14 protein-coding genes are annotated in these 17,910 nt (G+C 57.9%); 9 read left to right on the top strand and 5 right to left on the bottom strand.

The genetic code is table 11. The annotated features are described in order from the left end of the window. Positions 1 to 63: 63 nt before the first annotated feature. Complete coding sequence (locus ACPOL_RS01165; RefSeq protein WP_114205432.1) at positions 64 to 3,249, top strand: efflux RND transporter permease subunit; 3,186 nt, start codon at positions 64 to 66, stop codon at positions 3,247 to 3,249. Between the two features lie 33 nt (positions 3,250 to 3,282). Here ACPOL_RS01165 and ACPOL_RS01160 read toward each other — a convergent pair whose 3' ends face one another. Beyond that, complete coding sequence (locus ACPOL_RS01160) at positions 3,283 to 8,037, bottom strand: Lhr family helicase (protein WP_114210543.1); 4,755 nt, start codon at positions 8,035 to 8,037, stop codon at positions 3,283 to 3,285. A 233-nt stretch (positions 8,038 to 8,270) separates the two neighbouring features. Between ACPOL_RS01160 and ACPOL_RS01155 the strand changes: the two genes are divergently transcribed. The 7 genes from ACPOL_RS01155 (at position 8,271) to ACPOL_RS34425 (ending at position 14,575) form a co-directional block, all read left to right on the top strand. Further along, on the top strand, positions 8,271 to 8,996 hold the full coding sequence (locus ACPOL_RS01155; protein ID WP_161557122.1) for a GGDEF domain-containing protein: 726 nt from the start codon (positions 8,271 to 8,273) through the stop codon (positions 8,994 to 8,996). A 349-nt stretch (positions 8,997 to 9,345) separates the two neighbouring features. Continuing rightward, the gene (locus ACPOL_RS01150; RefSeq protein ID WP_114205430.1) at positions 9,346 to 10,581 is read left to right on the top strand and encodes a hypothetical protein; all 1,236 of its coding nucleotides are present in this window, start codon (positions 9,346 to 9,348) and stop codon (positions 10,579 to 10,581) included. 402 nt (positions 10,582 to 10,983) lie between these two features. Continuing rightward, positions 10,984 to 11,829, top strand: a complete 846-nt coding sequence (locus tag ACPOL_RS01145; protein WP_114205429.1) for a Stp1/IreP family PP2C-type Ser/Thr phosphatase — start codon at positions 10,984 to 10,986, stop codon at positions 11,827 to 11,829. Positions 11,830 to 12,158: 329 nt separating this feature from the next. Continuing rightward, positions 12,159 to 12,344 (top strand): hypothetical protein, encoded by a 186-nt coding sequence (locus ACPOL_RS33365; protein WP_236657154.1) that lies wholly within the window; start codon positions 12,159 to 12,161, stop codon positions 12,342 to 12,344. Next, entirely contained in the window at positions 12,341 to 13,321 is a 981-nt protein-coding gene (locus ACPOL_RS01135; protein WP_114205427.1) for an SPFH domain-containing protein, read from the top strand. Before ACPOL_RS33365 ends, ACPOL_RS01135 begins: the two co-directional genes overlap by 4 nt. Before the next feature lie 199 nt (positions 13,322 to 13,520). Further along, a complete protein-coding gene (locus ACPOL_RS34430) occupies positions 13,521 to 14,252 on the top strand; it encodes a cytochrome c3 family protein (protein ID WP_236657153.1) in 732 nt (243 codons plus the stop codon). Then, on the top strand, positions 14,198 to 14,575 hold the full coding sequence (locus tag ACPOL_RS34425) for a cytochrome c3 family protein (protein ID WP_236657152.1): 378 nt from the start codon (positions 14,198 to 14,200) through the stop codon (positions 14,573 to 14,575). Before ACPOL_RS34430 ends, ACPOL_RS34425 begins: the two co-directional genes overlap by 55 nt. A gap of 86 nt (positions 14,576 to 14,661) precedes the next feature. On the opposite strand, the gene ACPOL_RS01125 is transcribed toward ACPOL_RS34425, so the two are convergent. From ACPOL_RS01125 to ACPOL_RS01110, 4 genes are all read right to left on the bottom strand, one after another. Then, positions 14,662 to 15,003: a hypothetical protein gene (locus tag ACPOL_RS01125; RefSeq protein ID WP_114205426.1), complete on the bottom strand. Its 342-nt coding sequence runs from the start codon at positions 15,001 to 15,003 to the stop codon at positions 14,662 to 14,664. Between the two features lie 132 nt (positions 15,004 to 15,135). Then, positions 15,136 to 15,969, bottom strand: coding sequence for a menaquinone biosynthesis family protein (locus tag ACPOL_RS01120; protein ID WP_114210542.1), 834 nt, complete (start codon positions 15,967 to 15,969; stop codon positions 15,136 to 15,138). 273 nt (positions 15,970 to 16,242) lie between these two features. Continuing rightward, positions 16,243 to 16,869 carry a biotin transporter BioY gene (locus ACPOL_RS01115; RefSeq protein ID WP_114205425.1) on the bottom strand — a complete coding sequence of 209 codons (627 nt, stop codon included), beginning with the start codon at positions 16,867 to 16,869 and terminating at the stop codon, positions 16,243 to 16,245. Next, a complete protein-coding gene (locus ACPOL_RS01110) occupies positions 16,866 to 17,210 on the bottom strand; it encodes a hypothetical protein (protein ID WP_114205424.1) in 345 nt (114 codons plus the stop codon). The genes ACPOL_RS01115 and ACPOL_RS01110 overlap by 4 nt, the downstream gene beginning before the upstream one ends. Positions 17,211 to 17,369: 159 nt before the next feature. On the opposite strand from ACPOL_RS01110, the gene ACPOL_RS01105 reads away from it, so the two are divergent. After that, complete coding sequence (locus ACPOL_RS01105; RefSeq protein ID WP_236657151.1) at positions 17,370 to 17,801, top strand: FtsB family cell division protein; 432 nt, start codon at positions 17,370 to 17,372, stop codon at positions 17,799 to 17,801. The last annotated feature ends 109 nt before the right edge of the window (positions 17,802 to 17,910 follow it).

Below are 17,910 nucleotides of genomic sequence, written 5' to 3'. Positions count from 1 at the left end.
TGAAGTCCTTCTATCGCAGTATGCACCGCCGCGGCTGAGCCATCGGCGAGAGGAATAATTCCTGTGGTTGACTTCTTTATTCGACGACCGATCTTCGCGACTGTATGCGCGTTGCTGATCATTCTTGCAGGTGCGGTGTCGATCCCCGGGCTGCCAATCTCTCTGTATCCTGACTTGGCGCCGCCGCAGGTCACAGTGACCTCCAACTACGTTGGAGCGAACTCTCAAGTCGTGGAATCGGCCGTCACCATCCCGCTTGAGCAGCAGATTAATGGCGTCGAGGGGATGCACTACATGTCTTCGACGAGCTCAAACGATGGCACGAGCTCGATCGATGTGACCTTCCGCACCGGCTACGACTTGAATATCGCAGCCGTCGACGTCCAGAACCGGGTTGCGACTGCCCAGGGTCGTCTGCCGCAGGAGATTAAGAACACCGGCATTACGATCACCAAGGCCAATCCAAACTTTGTCTTCGCGGCCGGCTTTTATTCTCCGGACGGCTCTCTTTCGAACCAATACATATCGAACTACATCGATGTATACGTCAAGGATGCATTGAAGCGGGTTCCCGGGGTCGGCGACGTCGTCATCTTCGGGGAACGTAAATACGCAATGCGCATCTGGCTTGATCCGGTGAAGCTCGCCACCCGAGGCCTAACTGCCGCCGATGTGACCTCGGCTCTACAGGACCAAAACGTCGAAATTCCCGCGGGCTCCATCGGACGTGCCCCGTCTGACCCAAAGCAGCGTTTTCAAGTCACGTTGCGAGTCGTAGGACGTTTCTCTGATCCTCGCCAGTTTGAGGAGATCGTCCTCAAGAACACCCCTAACGGAATCGTTCAGCTCAAAGATGTAGGCAGGGCAGAGATCGGCGCCGAGTCCTACGACAGCAACCTGTTATTCAGCGGGCATCCGGCAATCGGTGTCGGTGTTCAGCAGCTCTCCAATGCCAATGCCCTCACCGTCGACAAGCTGGCGAAATCGACGTTGCTCGAGTTGAAGAAGTCGTTCCCGCCGGGTATGGCCTATGTGGTCGCCTTCGACACGACGACTGTGGTCGGCGATTCTGTAAAGGAGGTTATCTCGACCCTGGAAGAAGCCGTCATCATCGTCATCGTGGTGATCTTCTTCTTTCTCTTGGATTGGCGCGCGACCATCATTCCCGCGGTCACGATCCCGGTCTCTCTCGTTGGCACCTTCGGTTTCATCAAGTTGTTTGGTTTTTCGATCAACTCTTTGACCTTGTTCGGAATTACGTTGGCCACCGGCCTGGTTGTCGACGACGCCATCGTGGTCATCGAGAACGTTCAGCGCCATATCGATGAAGACAATACCGATGGACACACCGCTACGTCTGTGGCCATGGCCGAAGTATCGAGCGCAGTAATCGCGACGTCGCTGGTGCTGATTTCGGTATTTGTCCCGGTGTCCTTCTTTCCCGGGACTACAGGCATTTTGTACAAACAGTTCTCGTTGACTATCGCCTTTTCGATCGCGATCTCCTTGTTCAACGCGCTCACTCTCTCGCCCGCCCTGGCGGCAATCCTGTTACGCGGCGAGGAGGCGAAATACAACGTCTTCGATTGGACTCACATTCGCCCGCTTGCAAATGGCTACCGAGCATTGGCACATGGGATCGACAACGGCATCCGGGCCATGGGCCGCGGTTACGGCCGCGTCGTCCACTTAGCTTTAAAGCTTCGTTATGTCATGCTGCTGCTGTTTTTTGTGGGGCTCGCTGCGACGGGCTATATGTATACTCACGTGCCGACCGCCTTCGTGCCAGGTGAGGATCAGAACTACTTGATCGTCGTTGTCCAGGCTCCCCAAGGCGCCTCGCTCAGCTACACGACAGATGTGTCGAGCCGCGCGGAACAGATGATCCGCCAGGATCCTGATGTTTTTGCAACCTTTGCAGTTCCAGGGTTTTCGCTTTCAGGTGGCAGCTCCTCGAACGCTGGTTTGATCTTCGTTCCATTAAATCCAATCGACACCCGGACGAAACCGGGTCACGGTGCTCCCGACATTCGCGCTCGCTTGCAGCCAAAATTATTCCAAATACCTGGCGCGATTCTGGTCTGCTTTGAGCCGCCGGCGATTCAGGGTATCGGCTCTTATGGCGGGTTCCAATTCATGTTGCAGGATCTTGGCCGAAACACACTGCAGGACCTCGACAATGTGGCGCACCAGATCGTGGCCGACAGTGCGAACGGCCACGAGCTCACCGGGCTTTTCACCAGCTTCACGGCAAATGATCCACAACTGCTGGTGAGTATCGACCGCAAAAAGGCAGGGGCTCTCGGAGTCCCGATCAGCCAGGTCTCATCCGCGCTCGGCGTCTACATGGGTTCCCAATACGTCAACGATTTCGACTTCAACAACCGCTCCTATCGTGTCTATGTGCAGGCGGACCAGCCGTTTCGCATGACCGCCAAGGACTTACGCCAGTACTATGTCCGTTCGAATACCAACGGACTGATCCCGCTCGACAACATCGTGACCATCACTGAGACTTCCGGGCCACAGGTGATCAACCACTACAATCTCTTCCGCGCGGCAGAGATCGACGGCGTCCCCGGCCCCGGCTTGAGTTCCAGTCAAGGTCAGGATGCAATGGTGAAGCTGGCCAAGAAGCATATGCTGCAAGGCATGGCCTATGAGTGGACAGGGCTCGCGCTTGAGGAAGTGGAAGCGGGCGGCAAGGCGATTGTCATCTTTGGCCTCGGCCTGTTGGTGGTGTACCTGACCCTCTCGGCGCAATATGAGAGCTTTGCGCTTCCATTCATCATCTTGCTTGCCGTCCCGATGGCGGTCTTGGGAGCCTTGGTCTTTGTTTCGCTTCGCGGCTTGCAAGACGACGTGTATGTGCAGATCGGGCTCGTCATGTTGATCGGGCTTTCCGCGAAGAACTCAATCTTGATTGTCGAGTTTGCCGAGCAACTGCGCGGGCACGGACGCAGCATCGTCGACGCGGCCATTGAGGCCTCTGAACTCCGGCTCAGGCCGATCCTGATGACATCCTTCGCCTTCATCCTGGGCGTATTGCCCCTCTACTTCGCTTCTGGAGCAGGGAAGTTGGGACGGCATTCGGTCGGTACTGCGATCGTCGGCGGGATGTTGTTTTCGACCATTCTCAACCTTCTGTTTATTCCGGTGCTGTACGTGATCCTGAAGAGCATCTTGGAGGCGTTCAGCCGGACCACGCCGATCATGCAGGAAAGCTCGACGGAGATATCCGCCGACTAAGCATCCATCTTGCAGGTTGGCTTCCGGGCTGACTTATTGTGTCTCCGCCGGAATGGCTTCCGAGCCTGGGGGCGGCAACAACACTCTGCGCAGGTTGAGTCCTAGTGGGGCCGCCCGAAAGCCGGCATCCTGCAAGTGCCTCGACATGAGGTGAAGGTGCGCAGGCTGTCCATTGATGGTGGTGATCAGCATCCCAGCGCGGTGGTCCGCCGCCTGCTGCCTCATCTCCCGCTGTCCGTTGGCGGAGAGGAACTGTGCCAGGTCTCTTGCGGCATTGCTGCGGTCCGGCTCCTCGGCGGGGAGAAATACCTGGAGATTGGGATTGTTGCGGCGAAGATAAGCGATCAGGTCTCCGTTCCGCAGTATGACGCTCGCGCCAACACTGCGCGTCAGGGAGCGGTTTGCTTGCTCGGAAGTCTCGGGATCTTCGGCGACCACCGGCCAGCGCAAGACCGATCCATAGGCATTTGCGGTATCTGTCGCAGCCATGGTTACAAGCTCGGAACGATCGGCCTGAACGTTGTTGCGCAGTGAGCGCAGCAGATCGACCGCTGCCGGCAGCGCGAACTGGGTGGCTCCCAGACCATCGATAAAGTAGCCGCGACGAATGCGGCCACTCTCCTCAAGCGCCTTCAGGACGTCGTAGACGGCGCTGAAGCCGCCGGGGAGATTTTCCTGCGAGACCGACTCGCGGGTCACGATGCCGTATCGATTGAGAAGCTGTAAAGCAATCGCATGACTCCAATTGGTTTGCTCTTGTGCGCCCGGTGCCGCTTCTGCGATCGGCAGAAGCGCCCAACGGCCTTGCGCACTCGGCGGAGTCGTCCTTCGCGAGCGAAAGGTCTGAACATTGTGCTGGCGCTTTGCTGGCTTGGCGGCGGCCGGCTTTGTTGTGTAAGCGCGCAGAGCATGGAAGGTGTCGTTGGTGATCAACCCACGCCAGACCAGAGACCACAAAGCATCGAGGGTCTCACCCGGATATCCTCCGCCCACTGCTTCATGCAGCTGTGAGAAGAAGGTGGCCCCGCTGCGGCCGAGCTCCCCCAGCAGGGCCTCTTCACGGTCGCTCAGTGGGTGATCAGGGTCGTTGACCAGGATGCGAGGGGGCAGCAGGATTGACAGCTTATCGGAGAGATAGAGCGCAATGCGGCCATCGCGCTCACCGAGAGGCTCTAGCCCGCACCACACCACTTCACCGGCGGCGATCAAAGTATCTAGATCATTGGGCGAGTAATTGGTCAGCCGCGCCGGCAGGATCGATGATTCGAGGATCGACGCGGGTAAAGGCGCGCCCTGCAGATTTTCGATCGCGTCGAGAAGCGCATCGAGGCCGCGCCGGGGTTGCAAAACTCCCTGCCAATGCGTCTCCAGACGCGCAAACATCTGCTGCTCCACTGGCTCGATCTCTTTACGTAACCGCGCCAGTGACTTTCTGCGAATGAGCCTCAGCACCTCGGCATCGCACCATTCGCGATGGACGCCGCCAGGACGAAAACCGCCTTCAACAATGCGCCCATCGAGCAATAGCGAGCGCAGGGCGGCTTCGGTCTGTTCGTTGCCGAGGCCGAACCGAGAGGATGCTTCTTGCAGAGTGAAAGGACCGTGAGTGCGGGCGAAACGTCTCACCAGTTCGAGCACCGGCGTGACTACTGGCCCAAGCAGCGAAGTTGGAATTCCCGGGGGCAGAGGCACGCCGAGAGCGTCCCGGTAGCGACCCGCATCTTCGATGGCGATGAGTCGCTTGTCCCCCGCTATCTTGACCTCCAGAAGCCGGCGCGCTCGCAGCAGCCGGGTGAGATGCTCGAGCAGGCTGGGGGATGCGACACGCCGGGCGAGCTCTTCGCGCGAGAGGTCGCCGAGGCGTAAAAGCAAATCGTGGATAGCGTCGGCAGAGCGCGCTCGCGTCGTTTCGGTCAGTGCCTGCAGCTGCTCTTCTACTTCAGCGATAGCGTCGGCATCGAGCAATTCCCGGAGGTCGGCGTCGCCCAGCAAGTCGCGCAATTGCTCCTGGTCGATCGACAGCGCCTGGGCGCGCCTCTCGGCGAGGGGAGCATCCCCGTCATAGATGTAATTGGCGACATAGCTGAAGAGCAAAGCAGAGGCAAATGGCGATGGCGTCTTTGAATCCACAACATGCACGCGCAGCTGGCGATTAGCTATTGCGCGCAGCGTCTCAAGAAACGCGGGCATATCGAAGACATCGCGCATGCACTCGCGATACGCCTCAAGCAGCATCGGGAACGCCGGGTAGCGAGCGGCCACCGCGAGCAGATCATAGGCTCGCTTGCGTTGCTGCCAGAGCGGGGCGCGACCCTGGGCGCGTCGCCGAGGCAGCAGCAGGGCGCGCGCGGCGCCCTCACGGAACTTGGCGGCGAAGAGCGCCGTCGAACCGAGTTGACGCAGCACGAGGTCCATGGCCTCCGCCGGGTCGAGCAACAGAATGTCGGAGTCAGGAGGATCGTCAGTGCCTGGGAAGCGCAGGACGAACCCGTCGTCGGCCCACATCGTTTCGACCTCGGGTCCGCCAGCCGCGCGGATCCTTCCGGTTACCGCCATCGCCCAGGGAGCGTGAATCCGGCTGCCAAAAGGTGTCAGGACGCAGACTCGCCAATCGCCGAGCTCGTCGCGGCAGCGTTCAATCACGATGTTGCGATCGTCCGGCACGGTAAAAGTCGCCACCTCCTGATCAGCGAGATAGCGGATAAGGTTCTCGGCGGCGACCGGATCGAGATCGTGTTCCCGGGTCAGGCGGCTGATCGCGGCATTGTGCGGGAGCTCGCGAATTTCCCTCACCAGGGCGCCGATGCGGCGGCCAAACTCGAGCGGGCGTCCAGCAGAGTCGCCATGCCAGAAGGGCATCTTGCCCGGTTGTCCGGGAGCAGGCGAAACCAGAACGCGATCATGGGTGATTTCATCGATGCGCCAGGTCGATGCTCCGAGGATGAAGGTGTCTCCAGTGCGGCTCTCAAAGACCATCTCTTCATCGAGCTCCCCAACTCGAATCGGCTTGGTCTCCGATCCGGAGAGGAAGACGCCGTAAAGGCCCCTATCGGGGATGGTGCCGCCATTGACGATCGCCAGCAGTTTCGTTCCCTGGCGCGGGGTGACAACGTTCCGGACCCGGTCCCAGGTGACGCGCGGACGAAGCTCGGCAAACTCGTCCGACGGATAACGGCCGGCAAGCAGGTCGAGTACTCCTTCGAAGGCCATCCGGCTCAGTCCCGCAAATGGAGCGGCCCCGCGTACGATGTCGAAGAGCTCCTCGACGCCCATTTCGGCTTCCGGTGGCGGCTCCCCTCGTTTGCGTTTCACGCGGCTGAGAGCCGGCGGTTGCGCGACGATAGCGACCATCTGTTGCGCGAGTACGTCAAGCGGATTGCGCAGGAAGCGGGTCGACTCGACCAATCCCTCGTGCATGGCGCGGGTTACCGCGGCACATGCGACCAGGTCGGCTCGGTATTTCGGGAAGATGATGCCTTCGCTCGATGCGCCTACGTGGTGGCCGGCACGTCCGATCCTTTGCATGCCGCTCGCGACCGACGGCGGCGCCTCGATCTGGATGACTAGATCAACCGCACCCATATCGATGCCAAGTTCGAGCGATGAGGTGGCGACCAGAGCCTTGATGCCTCCCGCTTTAAGCATCTCCTCAATCTCGGAGCGCTGCGAGGCGGCTAGCGAGCCATGATGGGCCCGGGCCAGGGTCTCGCCTGCAAGTTCGTTAAGCGCTCCGGCAAGGCGTTCGGCGATGCGGCGGCTGTTGACGAAGATCAGTGTCGAGGTGCGGGAGCGCACAATCTCCAGCAATCGGGGGTGAATCGCGCTCCAGATCGAGGTGCGCTTCGGGCCTTGCGAAGCAGCGCCGCTGGGCAACTCTTCGATCTGGCCAAGTCGCGCCATGTCTTCGACGGGCACTTCAATCTTGAGGTCCAGCCGTTTGGGCTCTTTGGCGTTGATGATCGTGACCGGACGGAATTTGCTGATTCCTGTCCGCTCTGCCGCGATGTCGTCTTGTGTCGAGGAATACTCCTCCTCCATCTGCGCCAGCAGGTTCTCGCCATTGGACTCGTCGCCGGCCGGGTTGATAGTGGCCCCGGCGAGGAAGTGGGCAACCTCTTCGAGCGGCCGCTGGGTGGCAGACAGGCCGATCCTCTGCAGCGGCTGTGAAGTGACGGCCTGAAGACGTTCGAGAGACAAGGCCAGGTGCGCGCCGCGCTTGGTCGGGACCAGGGCGTGAATCTCATCGATGATCACCGTGTCGACCGCGCGCAGGCTGGCGGCCGCCTCAGAAGTCAACAGCAAATAGAGCGACTCCGGCGTAGTAATGAGTATCTCGGCGGGATGGCGTTTAAACAGCCCACGCTCCTTCTGGGAAGTGTCGCCGGTCCGGACACTGATTTCCGGCTGGCGGAAGGGAATACCCTCTCGGGCTGCCATGTTAGCGATGCCAGCAAGCGGTGAGCGGAGATTGCGTTCCACGTCGACCGCCAGCGCCTTCAAGGGGCTGATGTAAATGACCCGGCAGGCCTCTTCTTCATCCTTGGGCGGGTGCAGCATCAAGCGGTCGAGACACCAGAGGAAGGCGGTGAGCGTCTTGCCGGTTCCGGTAGGCGCAAAAATAAGGGTGTTTTCACCGCGCGCGATGGCGGGCCATCCTTGCCGCTGCGGGGCCGTCGGTTGGTCGAAGACTGCGCGAAACCATTTGGCAGTGACGGGGTGGAAGAGGTCCAGCACCGCGCCAGGGTCTTCTGGGAGGTCCTTTGCAACTGCGTTGCCGGCTGGGTCCATTTTTGCCTCAGGCGCGGGTCTGGAGCCAATGGATCCTGCGATATTTGCGCTCTTTCGCGAAGCCATACTGTGGTGCAAGCATAAACGCTTACCGTCTCATAGGATGCCGGGAGTCCTTTGAACCTTTGATGGGCCGCGATAGGCGGCCGCTTTCGACCAAAAAGATCTCTACTATCGATCAATTTTTCGAAAGATGTCTCTCGTGCTTTGAGAGCGATGCCGACAAAGATCCTATGGCGCTTCCCCCAAATCTGCTGTTCATTGGCTTCGGTGCAGCGACCGCTCTCTTCTTTGTTCTTTGGCTCAGGACCTGGAACCGAGAGAGCGGCTGCGTCGAGAAGCGGCAAAGTCTTGAGTTCGAGCTTTTGGCGAAGACCGATGAGCTGGCACGCAAATCGGCCGATCTGATCGATGCTCATGCGACGCTTCGGCTCCACTCGATGCGGGACGAGCTGACCGGGCTGCTGAACCGGAGCTCCATACTCGAAATGCTGGATCGGGAGATGGCGCGTTCAGTGCGAGACAAGAACACCCTCAGTGTCGTGTTGGTGGACATTGATTACCTGCAGAAGATCAATGACCAGCATGGTGAGCCCGCTGGGGATGAGGTTCTCAAGGAGGTGGGGCGGCGCATCGAACACGCGATCCGCAACTATGACGCAGCGGGACGCTTTGCTGGGGGAGAATTCCTGCTGGTGCTGCCCCGATTTGAGGCTGATACTGGTGTCGAGAGGCTCCGGAAGATCCACGACTCGCTTTGCGGGAAGCCGGTGACGCTCGCAAACGGCACCCTAAGCGTGACTTGCAGCTTTGGAGTCAGCATTCTGCTGCCTGATCAGTTTTATGCCGTCGAAGAGCTTCTCGAGCGAGCGAAGCAGGCGAGAGCGACCGCCAAGCTCGATGGTCGAAACCGCATTGGCTTCTTCGCCCGGTCGGCCAGTGAAGGCGAGAAAGACTGACTGATGATCCATCTAAAATGCCGTTTTTCAATGTCTTATGGAATATTCTTCATGCCGCACCTCAATTACCATTCGAAACTCAGAGCTGCATCATCGAGTTCAACCCGGGCCCCTTGGACGCCCGAGCTGATCGGTTTAAAGCGCAACAAATTTCGAGTGGCTTCACCCGCTGGCTAACCCCTGACTGACTTAAAGCAGAGACTCTTTAGGTGGCCGCAGTCGTTCGGGTGGGAGCGACAAGGTTTGCGACCCTCTTTCCGACCTGCATTAACGACCCGTTTGTTCAACGCTCGGCGACCATCTGTCCGCACGTCAATCGCTTCTTATAGGAGAATAGAAGCGGTGAAGTATGCGGCGTCTCTTAGGGATTCGTTTGGTGAGCTGGTCCGTGCTGGGGTTCCTGACCCTTACCGCGTGGGGTGCGAAACACGACAAGGGCGAGGCGCCCCCTCCGACGCTTCGGATTCCGACCGATCCGCTGGGCTATCATCCGCTGAGTAGCTTCTACCTGATGGGACGCACCTCTTCGGTCTCTCTGGATTTTGTCGACGACGATCATCTGCTGTTCACCTTCCGGGTACCGGTCCTGCTCAAACGCCTCGTGGAGTGTGGACCCGAAGATGAGGACCAGCTGATCCGTGCCATGGTCATTCATCTACCCGATGGGAAAGTCGAGCGGTCGGCGGAATGGCGGATGCACGATCGGGGACGCTACCTGTGGGCTCTGCGAGATGGCAAGTTCCTGGTGCGGCAAAGAGACCAGCTGTTCACCACTGATTCAAGTCTCAACCTACACCCGTACATAGAGTCGAAATCCCCCATTCGACTGGTCAAGCTCTCTCCGGATGCCCGGCTGCTGCTGATCGAGACGGATCTGGAAAAGCATACCGAAGAGGAGCATCGGAGACTGGTGGAAGAGGCGCGGCAGGCGGGTCTCTCCATGCCCCGGGAAGACGTCCAGCTGTCGGTCATTCAGGTTGATAACCATACCGCAGTGGGTCATGCGCGCGCCTACAATCCGACTGACCTGCCTCTCATAGCGGACGGATATTTGGAGACCCTTTCCGCAAAAGGCGACCACTGGATGGTACGATATAAGCCCTTCCAGGGAGAACCTTCGGTTGTGGCCGAGGTCGCATCCAGCTGTCATCCCAACGAAAGCTCACTGAACGGCCAAACGCTCTTTCTCAGCACCTGTTCGGGTGGAGGAAGCGATCATGTTTTTCAAGCGATCTCGCTAACCGGCAAGAGGCTTTGGAGCTACCGCTGGGACAGCCACTTCATCTGGCCGACCACCGCCTATTCGGAAAACGGACAGCGGATCGCCTTTAGCACCTTGCGAGTCGCGCGGCCGGTGAGTGCTATGGATCCTTTCGATGAAACCGAGTTGCAAGGCCAGCGCATTGAGGTTCTGGATGTGGAAACCGGAAAGCTGGCCATGAGCCAGTTCGCCACGCCGATGTTGAGCGGCGGCCAAAATTACGGATTGTCCGCCGACGGGCGCCGTTTCGTCATCTTGCGCGAAAACGCGATTGAAGTCTACGACCTTCCGGCGGTCACGACGGCGCTTGCGGCGGTGAACTAGACCTAGAAGCAAGGATTTGCGAGGCATACGGTACATCGAGATGGCTTGCCTTCGAGCCCCGTTCCTCATAGACGAAAAGACGGCTGCTGGCCCGACCCTCGCCGCGCTATCACCCTCTGCAGGTTCTAGCGATGGCAAGGTTACTGATCGTTCGCTGGAACAGATTCCTAGAAGGGGATGATTTTTCAATAAAGAGCCCCTTGGCTTCTCGGTAACCATCAAAGCTGGTATTTCGGTATGCGGACGGCAGCACGAAAGTGTATTGTTTGGTAGACCAGAGTTGGTTAGCTTGGTGCTCATCGAGCGGCGGATCGCAAAGCCGCGGAGCTGGAACTTCAAACCCTTGGTTGTCATCCGGTGGCTGTTCTTGGATTGAATTCTATTTGAGCTGTTCATTTTCGCATGCCTCAACTTTGTAAGTACGGATACTCTGCTGCTGCTGCCTCTCACCGGGGACGGGTACGAACGTCCAATGAAGATGCTTTTGGCATCTGCGCCGGCGATGGACTGTTTGTCGTCTGTGATGGGATGGGTGGGGCGGCCGCCGGGGAGATTGCCAGCCGCGTTGCCGTTGACACGATGCTCCGCAGCATCTGCGCGCCATCGAGTTCAGCTCACCCGACTTCTACTGGCCAGGAACCGAATTCTAGAGAAACTCTTAATGGGGCTTCGGTGGAGTGCGACTCGGCCTCCGGACACCCTGAGAATGGGGTCTCCTCACTATTGCGCGAGGCGGTCGCGGATGCCAACCACCTCGTCTTTTCCCAGGCGGCCAACGATGCGCGTCTGCACGGCATGGGAACTACGCTGGTAGCGCTCTTTGCGCAGGACAAAAGTGTCTGGGTTGCCCACGTGGGTGACAGCCGCTGCTATCTCTTCCGCGATGGGAAACTGGAGCAGCTCACCCACGACCATTCGCTGGTCGACGAGCAAGTCAAGTTAGGACAACTGACTCGGGAAGAGGCAGACCGATCTCCCCTCCGGAATGTGATCACCCGCGCAGTGGGATCCCAGCGCTCGGTTACCGCCGAGATCAGCGAAATTGAAGCTGAGCCTGGAGATGTCTTTCTGCTATGCAGCGACGGGCTGACGCGGGAGCTTAGCGATGCGCGCATCCAAAGTATCCTGAACGGGGCGAAGGATCTTGACCTTGTCTGTCGGCAACTGATCGAAGCGGCGAATGATGCAGGCGGGCGGGATAACGTGACTTGCATTTTGGTCCAGTCGGCTGGTTCGGAGAATTCCTAAGCCATTCTCATTCCCAACCGGTTGACAAGGGCGATAATCTTTCTCGTGACAAAGCGGACGGCGAAGGAGTCCCTCAGGACGACTTTGCTGATCAGGGCAGATACGGGACACCGGCCTTATGGATTCCTTATCACTTTCGTTGACATGGTTACCGTTGTTCTGTAGCGGCGATGGTGAAGCGGCGTAGACTTTGTTGAGAAGTAAGGTCAGCAAGATCGGAATTCGGGTGGACGTGGAATAGGCAGATTCAGCTCGGTAGACTTCCTGGGAAAGGAAGTTGGACGTACCTAGTGTGGAAGTCCCCGGAATCCCCCATTGGCCAGACTCCTGTGAAGCTTACATTTCGAATTCTCGCCTCGATGCTCCTCCTTACAGTCGGCTATGAAGGCATGGTGGGTGCGTTCCATCTACTGAATCTGCCCAGCGACCGCGCCGTGTATGAGGGCACGGCAGTGCTCATCCTGCTGGTCGTTCTTCTCCCCTTGATGTTGGTCCGATTGTGGAGGTCGTCATGACAGTATTTGGACAAGTAGAACCACCGCGAGGCTCACAGACGCTTGGGTACGGCGAATTGCCGGTGAAACGGCTGATCAAGGCTGGAGCAGTCGGGGTAGGCGTATTGATCGCGCTTTTTATCTTCTTCAACTACGTCGCGGCGATTACCCGCATTGGCGCCGGCTACACCGGAGTAGAAGTTCTGCTCTCCGGCAGTCAACGCGGCCCGTCGGAGATCCCGATTCGTACCGGCTGGGTCTTCTACAGCCCATTGCGCAGCCAGATCATCGAGTTTCCAACCTTTGTGCAAACGGTGAAGTGGACGCGCGATCTGAACGAAGGCCACGCCGTCAACGAAGAGATGAGCTTCAACTCGAAAGAAGGCATGGAGGTCTATGCCGATGTTTCGTTATCCTATGCCATCGACCCGCAGAAAGTGCCTGATTTTTATCTGAAGTACCGGGTGAGCGACTTAGAGGGATTCACTCATGGCATTCTGCGGGACATCGTGCGCAACTCGCTCAACGAGGTCGCCTCGACCTACACAATTGAACAGATTTATGGCGAGGAAAAGGCCGATTTCTTGCACAAGGTACAAGCGCAGATTCAGGAAAAGCTGGCTGGCGTGGGGGTCGGCGTCCAGCAGTTCGGCTTTATCGGAGCCCCGCGAGTGCCGGATGTGATTGCTCAAGCGATTACCGCGAAGGCGCAGGCAATTCAGCATGCTGAGCAGGCGCGCAATGAGCTGGCGGAGACGCAGGCGCAGGCTGCTAAGCAAATTGCTCAAGCCGATGGCGAAGCCAAGTCCGCTGTGACTCGCGCCCAGGGAGAGGCAGAGGCCAACCGGATCCGGCAGACATCGATTACTCCTCAACTCTTGGAGCTGCGCCGCCTCGAAAACCAGCGCGCCTTGGTCGACAAATGGAACGGTCAGCTGCCTACGGTCGAGACGAGTGGCAGCAACGGCATGATGTTGCAGCTGCCTAAGCCAAACTGAAGTATGGGCCGTCTAAATCCTAAGAAAGAGGATGACGACCCTGAAGTTACGACGATTTGCAGCGCCCTTCTTGTTTCTCGCGTTGTTTTCCCTCCCAAACGGCCTGTCTCAAGAGAGTTCTAGTACCTCTCATTTTGTTGGTTCCGAGACTTGCCGCAGGTGTCACGAAAAAGAGTTTGATGGGTGGAAGCAGACCCGGATGGCGAACGTCGTTCGCGATCCGAAGGTCCATCCGGAAGCCGTACTCGGGGATTTCGACCACCCTGATCCAAATCGTCCCTTTGATATTGGCCAAGTTGCTCTTGTGTACGGCAGCCGATGGAAGCAGCGATACTTCGCCAAAAAGGGAGATGACTATTATCCGCTACCTGGACAATGGGACATCGCGAACCGCAAATGGCTGCCCTATCACGTTGCAGATGGAACTGACTGGTGGGTACCTTTTTATCCAAAAAGCAATGAAGAACGTCCTACTGGCCCAACATGCGATGGCTGTCACTCGGTAAACTACAACCTCGCCACAAAGCAAGTCACGGAATGGAATGTCGGGTGCGAGAAGTGCCATGGGCCGGGAAGCGAACATGTGGCGCAGCCGACCCTGAAGAATATTGTGAATCCCGCGAAACTTGATTTCGTACGCGGGAATGATACGTGCTTGCAATGCCACAGCCAGGGAAGGCCACTCGAGTCCCCGAGCTATGGTAAGTATGTCGATTGGCCAGTCGGCTACCTGCCCGGGCAAAGACTATCCGACTTTTGGAAACTGGAGGACTCGCGACTGGGATCTCAGGATTTCTACTACTGGCAGGATGGAACCGCACACAAGAACCGGATGCAGGGCAATGACTTCGTCCAGAGCGTGATGTACACCGCGAGATGCGTTGTTTCGACTGTCACCAGGTGCACAGCGGCCGGAACCCTTCCAACCTAATCAGGTCCGGGAATGCCTTATGTCTGAACTGCCATACGGCTGACAATCCCGCGGGACTGCGTACATCCGTAGCAGAGCACACCCATCACCCGGCAGGCAGCCCGGGAAGCGAATGCACCAGTTGTCACATGCCCAGGATTGAACAGACTTTGGGCAAGACATCTGTGAGTAGCCATACCTTCCGTTTTATTTCGCCCAAGCTTACGGAGCAGTTCGGGATACCTAACCCTTGCACCTCTTGCCACGAGGGCAAGTCGAACGAGTGGGCCCTCTCGGAACTCGCAAGCTGGAAAACGACTTCGCCTTGGAGGGTATCGCGCTAAGCGCCATGAGCGTTCAGCGCTCAGTTCCCAGAAAATACCAGCATCGATGTGAGTCGACCCGAGAGGAAATCACGGTTGAGACTTCATCAGGATTTCATGGCAATCAGAGCTTCATAGAAGCGCTCTACTTGTCGTTCGCTCGACAGGATCGAGAAGCGGGGTGGCCGACTCGCGAGTTGTGGACGGCTAAGCACGACGACACCATGCTTCGGACAAATATTTTGACAGGGAATTTCAATGATGTGGAAGGCTGTCGTCGAAGGCAGTTGGCGCCCCCGATTCTTAAACCACTTCTTGAGGCGGGAAAACTCTGAGGGATGCTTTTCGCGGCGGAGCTTTTTCTGACAGCGCTTGCAGGCGAGGATCACCTCGCCCGTCCATGGAGCGGAATAGTTCTTCAATTCTGACTCGGTCTTCTCTGCTTTCATCTTTCCACACACCCCTACAAGATGGGATGCGCCGAAAGGCTAACAGCGAGAAGGGCTGAAAGCCACTAATCCTCAGGCCTGCGCAGAAAAGCCACTCAGCCCACCTAGCATTTTCAGTCGAAAGTGAAAGGCCTAGCCTACAAAATCAATCTTGGCGGCGTTGGGGATGATCCCGCGCTCGTGTCCCATTTGCAGCAGCTTGCGAATCGCTTCTCTGCCGTCCTCGCCGTAGTTCAGCGTGCGCTCGTTGACATACATCCCTACGAATTTGTCGGCGAGGCGAGTGTCGAGATCGCGGGCGAACTGCATGGCATAGTCAAGCGCGGCCTCGCGATTATCGAGGGCGTGTTGAATGGAATCGCGTAAAGCCTGGGTCACTGTCAGCATGGAATCCTGGCCGAGCGAGCGCCGGATGGCGTTCCCGCCAAGCGGCAGCGGCAGGCGAGTCTGCTCTCGCCACCATTGGCCGAGATCGAGCACCTTGTGAAGCCCGCTGTGCGAATAGGTCAGTTGGCCCTCGTGAATGATCAGACCGGCGTCAAAGTTGCCGGCGAGGATTTCAGGGATAATGCGATCGAAGGGGACGGCAACCGTTTCGATCTCGGGCGCGAAGATCTTCAGCGTCAGGTAGGCAGTCGTTAACACGCCAGGGATCGCAATTTTGACCTTCCGTATTTCCTCCTGGGAGTAGGCGTGACGAGCGACGATCATGGGACCGTAGCCCTCGCCAACGCTGCCGCCGCAGGCCATCAGAGCATAATTCTCCTGCATATACGGGTAGGCGTGGAAGGAAATGGCAGTCACGTCATAGAAAGCTTCATCAATGGCCCGGCGATTCAGCGTTTCGATATCGGTCAGAGTGTGGTGAAACTTGTAGCCGGGAACGCGGATCTTGTTGGTCGCCAAGCCATAGAACATGAACGCATCGTCAGAGTCAGGACTGTGCGCGATGGAAATGTCCTTGATGCCGCTGACTAAAGGGTGGCCATTGAACGAGGCAGGATCGACTGAAGAGGGTGTCTGCGGTGCAGGTTCAGCCGATTCAATATTGGAAGGGGATGTGCTCACTTCTTCTCCTGATGGTGACGCAGTTGTTCATAAGCCAGGCCGGGTTCACTGGCCTTGGTTCTGTGGAAGTAACGATTAGGCAGAAAACCCGCGATTGCCAAGCGAGGGTGCTCTGCGAGTATAGCCCGGTTCCGGCAAGAGCCAAAATCTTTCCAATTAGCGGGCGAATCTTCAAAGCAAGCGCTCCCACCAGGGGTCACGGAAGCGAAACACCATAGTTGCGATGCCGGCCGCGGCGAAAACTTTGAGCACGTCGCCGGGCAGGAAGGGAAGTACTGCCTGGGCCAGCACCAGACGGATGTCAAGATGAGTGAGCAGCATGAGCCAGGTGGCTCCAAAAACGAGAGTCAGGAGGCTCGCAGCTGCTCCGCTGGCAGCGGCGGAGACAAAGGCCCCAAAGGTAGAAGCCCTTGAAAGGCGCTGGTAGAAGTATCCGGCGACTGCTGCGGCGAACGGATAGCTGAGCAGGTAGCCGCCAGCCGGGCCAAGTAGATGCAGGATGCCCAGAGTTCCTTGAGGACTAAAGACCGGCAATCCCAACGCACCTTCGAGGAGATAGAGGCACAGCGAGGTAAAGGCGAGTCTGGGGCCAAGCACCAGCCCTGAGACGAGCGCCGCCAAAGAAGCCAGATTGAGAGGGACAGGCGTAAACAGTAGAGGGATGTTCACCTGGGCGCACGACGCAACCAGACCACTGGCCGCAACTGCAATAGCCACAGCCTTCAGAAAAGACTTCGATGCCGAATTCTCGCTCCATCTGACTTGGGGAAACGCTATCTCGGCCACGGTGTTCTTCATCTCTGGTCTCGGTTCGTCTCGCGTCCTGAAAGCAGCACTTCTTTATTCTCAGTCAGTTCATCGCCCGACTTTGGCTCGGCCGAACGAGTGGCGTTTTTTTCATGCTGCCGGATATGCCCGGCCGCAGCAAACGCCGCCCAAAGCAGCGCACCGACGCAGAGCACAAAGATCACGTAAAGAACGCGCATCAATTGGTTGTCGACGCCCCGATTTCCTGAGGATAGCCCTGATTCCTGATGATAAATGATGAGGCCTTCGGAGTAGCCATTTGGCGAACTGGGTTCCTCATCGCCAAACCAACAGAACTTCCACTTGACTCGAGGGGCGAAGACTTCTCTCATAAAGATGGATGGTGATGTGCGCAAGTCTTGAGACTGAAGCCCAGCTGCGCGGTGTGCACTGTTGGCCTCGCAGGTTTTCGAGCATCAAGACTGGCTGTGCTCCGCGTTTGCGGACAGGCCAGGCTTAGTCGCTGCAGTGCGCGCAGGCAGTAGAGGGATTTGTGTGAAAAAAATATTGACAAATCGAAGGTCTCGATCTCAGCTGCTGGGTGGGTGTGGCGTTCGGTCTACCGGAATCGCCGCCGGTTGGCGACCGGATCGGCGATGGTGCTGGCTGCCGTGCTGGGGTATTTCGCGGTCGCCGGCGACAACGGCCTGCGGGTTTATAAGCAGAAGCGAATGGAAGATGCGGAGCTTTCGCAACAGATCGACCAGTTGAAGCAGGAGAACGCGAAATTACAGGCCCATGTCGAACGATTGCAGGGGGATCCGGACGCAATCGAACATGAAGCGCGGGAAAAGCTACATTACGCCCGTCCTGGCGAAGTCATCTTCACCTTGAAGGACGGGCCAAACTCGGCCAAGACAAACGCGTCGGGCCAGGCGCCTGCTCCCTCCCCGCCCAAACACAAGCGGGGAAGTGCTGAATAGCGCTTTCCTGCCATATCTCTCGGTGTGGAATGTGACCGGATTGTTGCTGTCCTCGCCTGCATTGCAGCTTTCATCTTGACGATCAAAGAGCGCGAAATTAGGGTTACTG

The organism is Acidisarcina polymorpha (genome assembly GCF_003330725.1).
In the GTDB taxonomy this organism is placed as follows: Bacteria; Acidobacteriota; Terriglobia; order Terriglobales; family Acidobacteriaceae; genus Acidisarcina; species Acidisarcina polymorpha.
The sequence above is the reverse complement of the archived record's forward strand: the minus strand, read 5'-3'. Positions and strand labels throughout refer to the sequence as shown.

Coding starts and splice junctions, on each gene's coding strand:
- ACPOL_RS01125 (WP_114205426.1), bottom strand. CDS start 15,003: ATGAAAGCAGAGAAGACCGAGTCAGAATTGAAGAACTATTCCGCTCCA.
- ACPOL_RS01145 (WP_114205429.1), top strand. CDS start 10,984: ATGCCTCAACTTTGTAAGTACGGATACTCTGCTGCTGCTGCCTCTCAC.
- ACPOL_RS01155 (WP_161557122.1), top strand. CDS start 8,271: ATGGCGCTTCCCCCAAATCTGCTGTTCATTGGCTTCGGTGCAGCGACC.
- ACPOL_RS01135 (WP_114205427.1), top strand. CDS start 12,341: ATGACAGTATTTGGACAAGTAGAACCACCGCGAGGCTCACAGACGCTT.
- ACPOL_RS34430 (WP_236657153.1), top strand. CDS start 13,521: ATGGCGAACGTCGTTCGCGATCCGAAGGTCCATCCGGAAGCCGTACTC.
- ACPOL_RS01150 (WP_114205430.1), top strand. CDS start 9,346: ATGCGGCGTCTCTTAGGGATTCGTTTGGTGAGCTGGTCCGTGCTGGGG.
- ACPOL_RS34425 (WP_236657152.1), top strand. CDS start 14,198: ATGCGTTGTTTCGACTGTCACCAGGTGCACAGCGGCCGGAACCCTTCC.
- ACPOL_RS01110 (WP_114205424.1), bottom strand. CDS start 17,210: ATGAGAGAAGTCTTCGCCCCTCGAGTCAAGTGGAAGTTCTGTTGGTTT.
- ACPOL_RS01160 (WP_114210543.1), bottom strand. CDS start 8,037: ATGGACCCAGCCGGCAACGCAGTTGCAAAGGACCTCCCAGAAGACCCT.
- ACPOL_RS01115 (WP_114205425.1), bottom strand. CDS start 16,869: ATGAAGAACACCGTGGCCGAGATAGCGTTTCCCCAAGTCAGATGGAGC.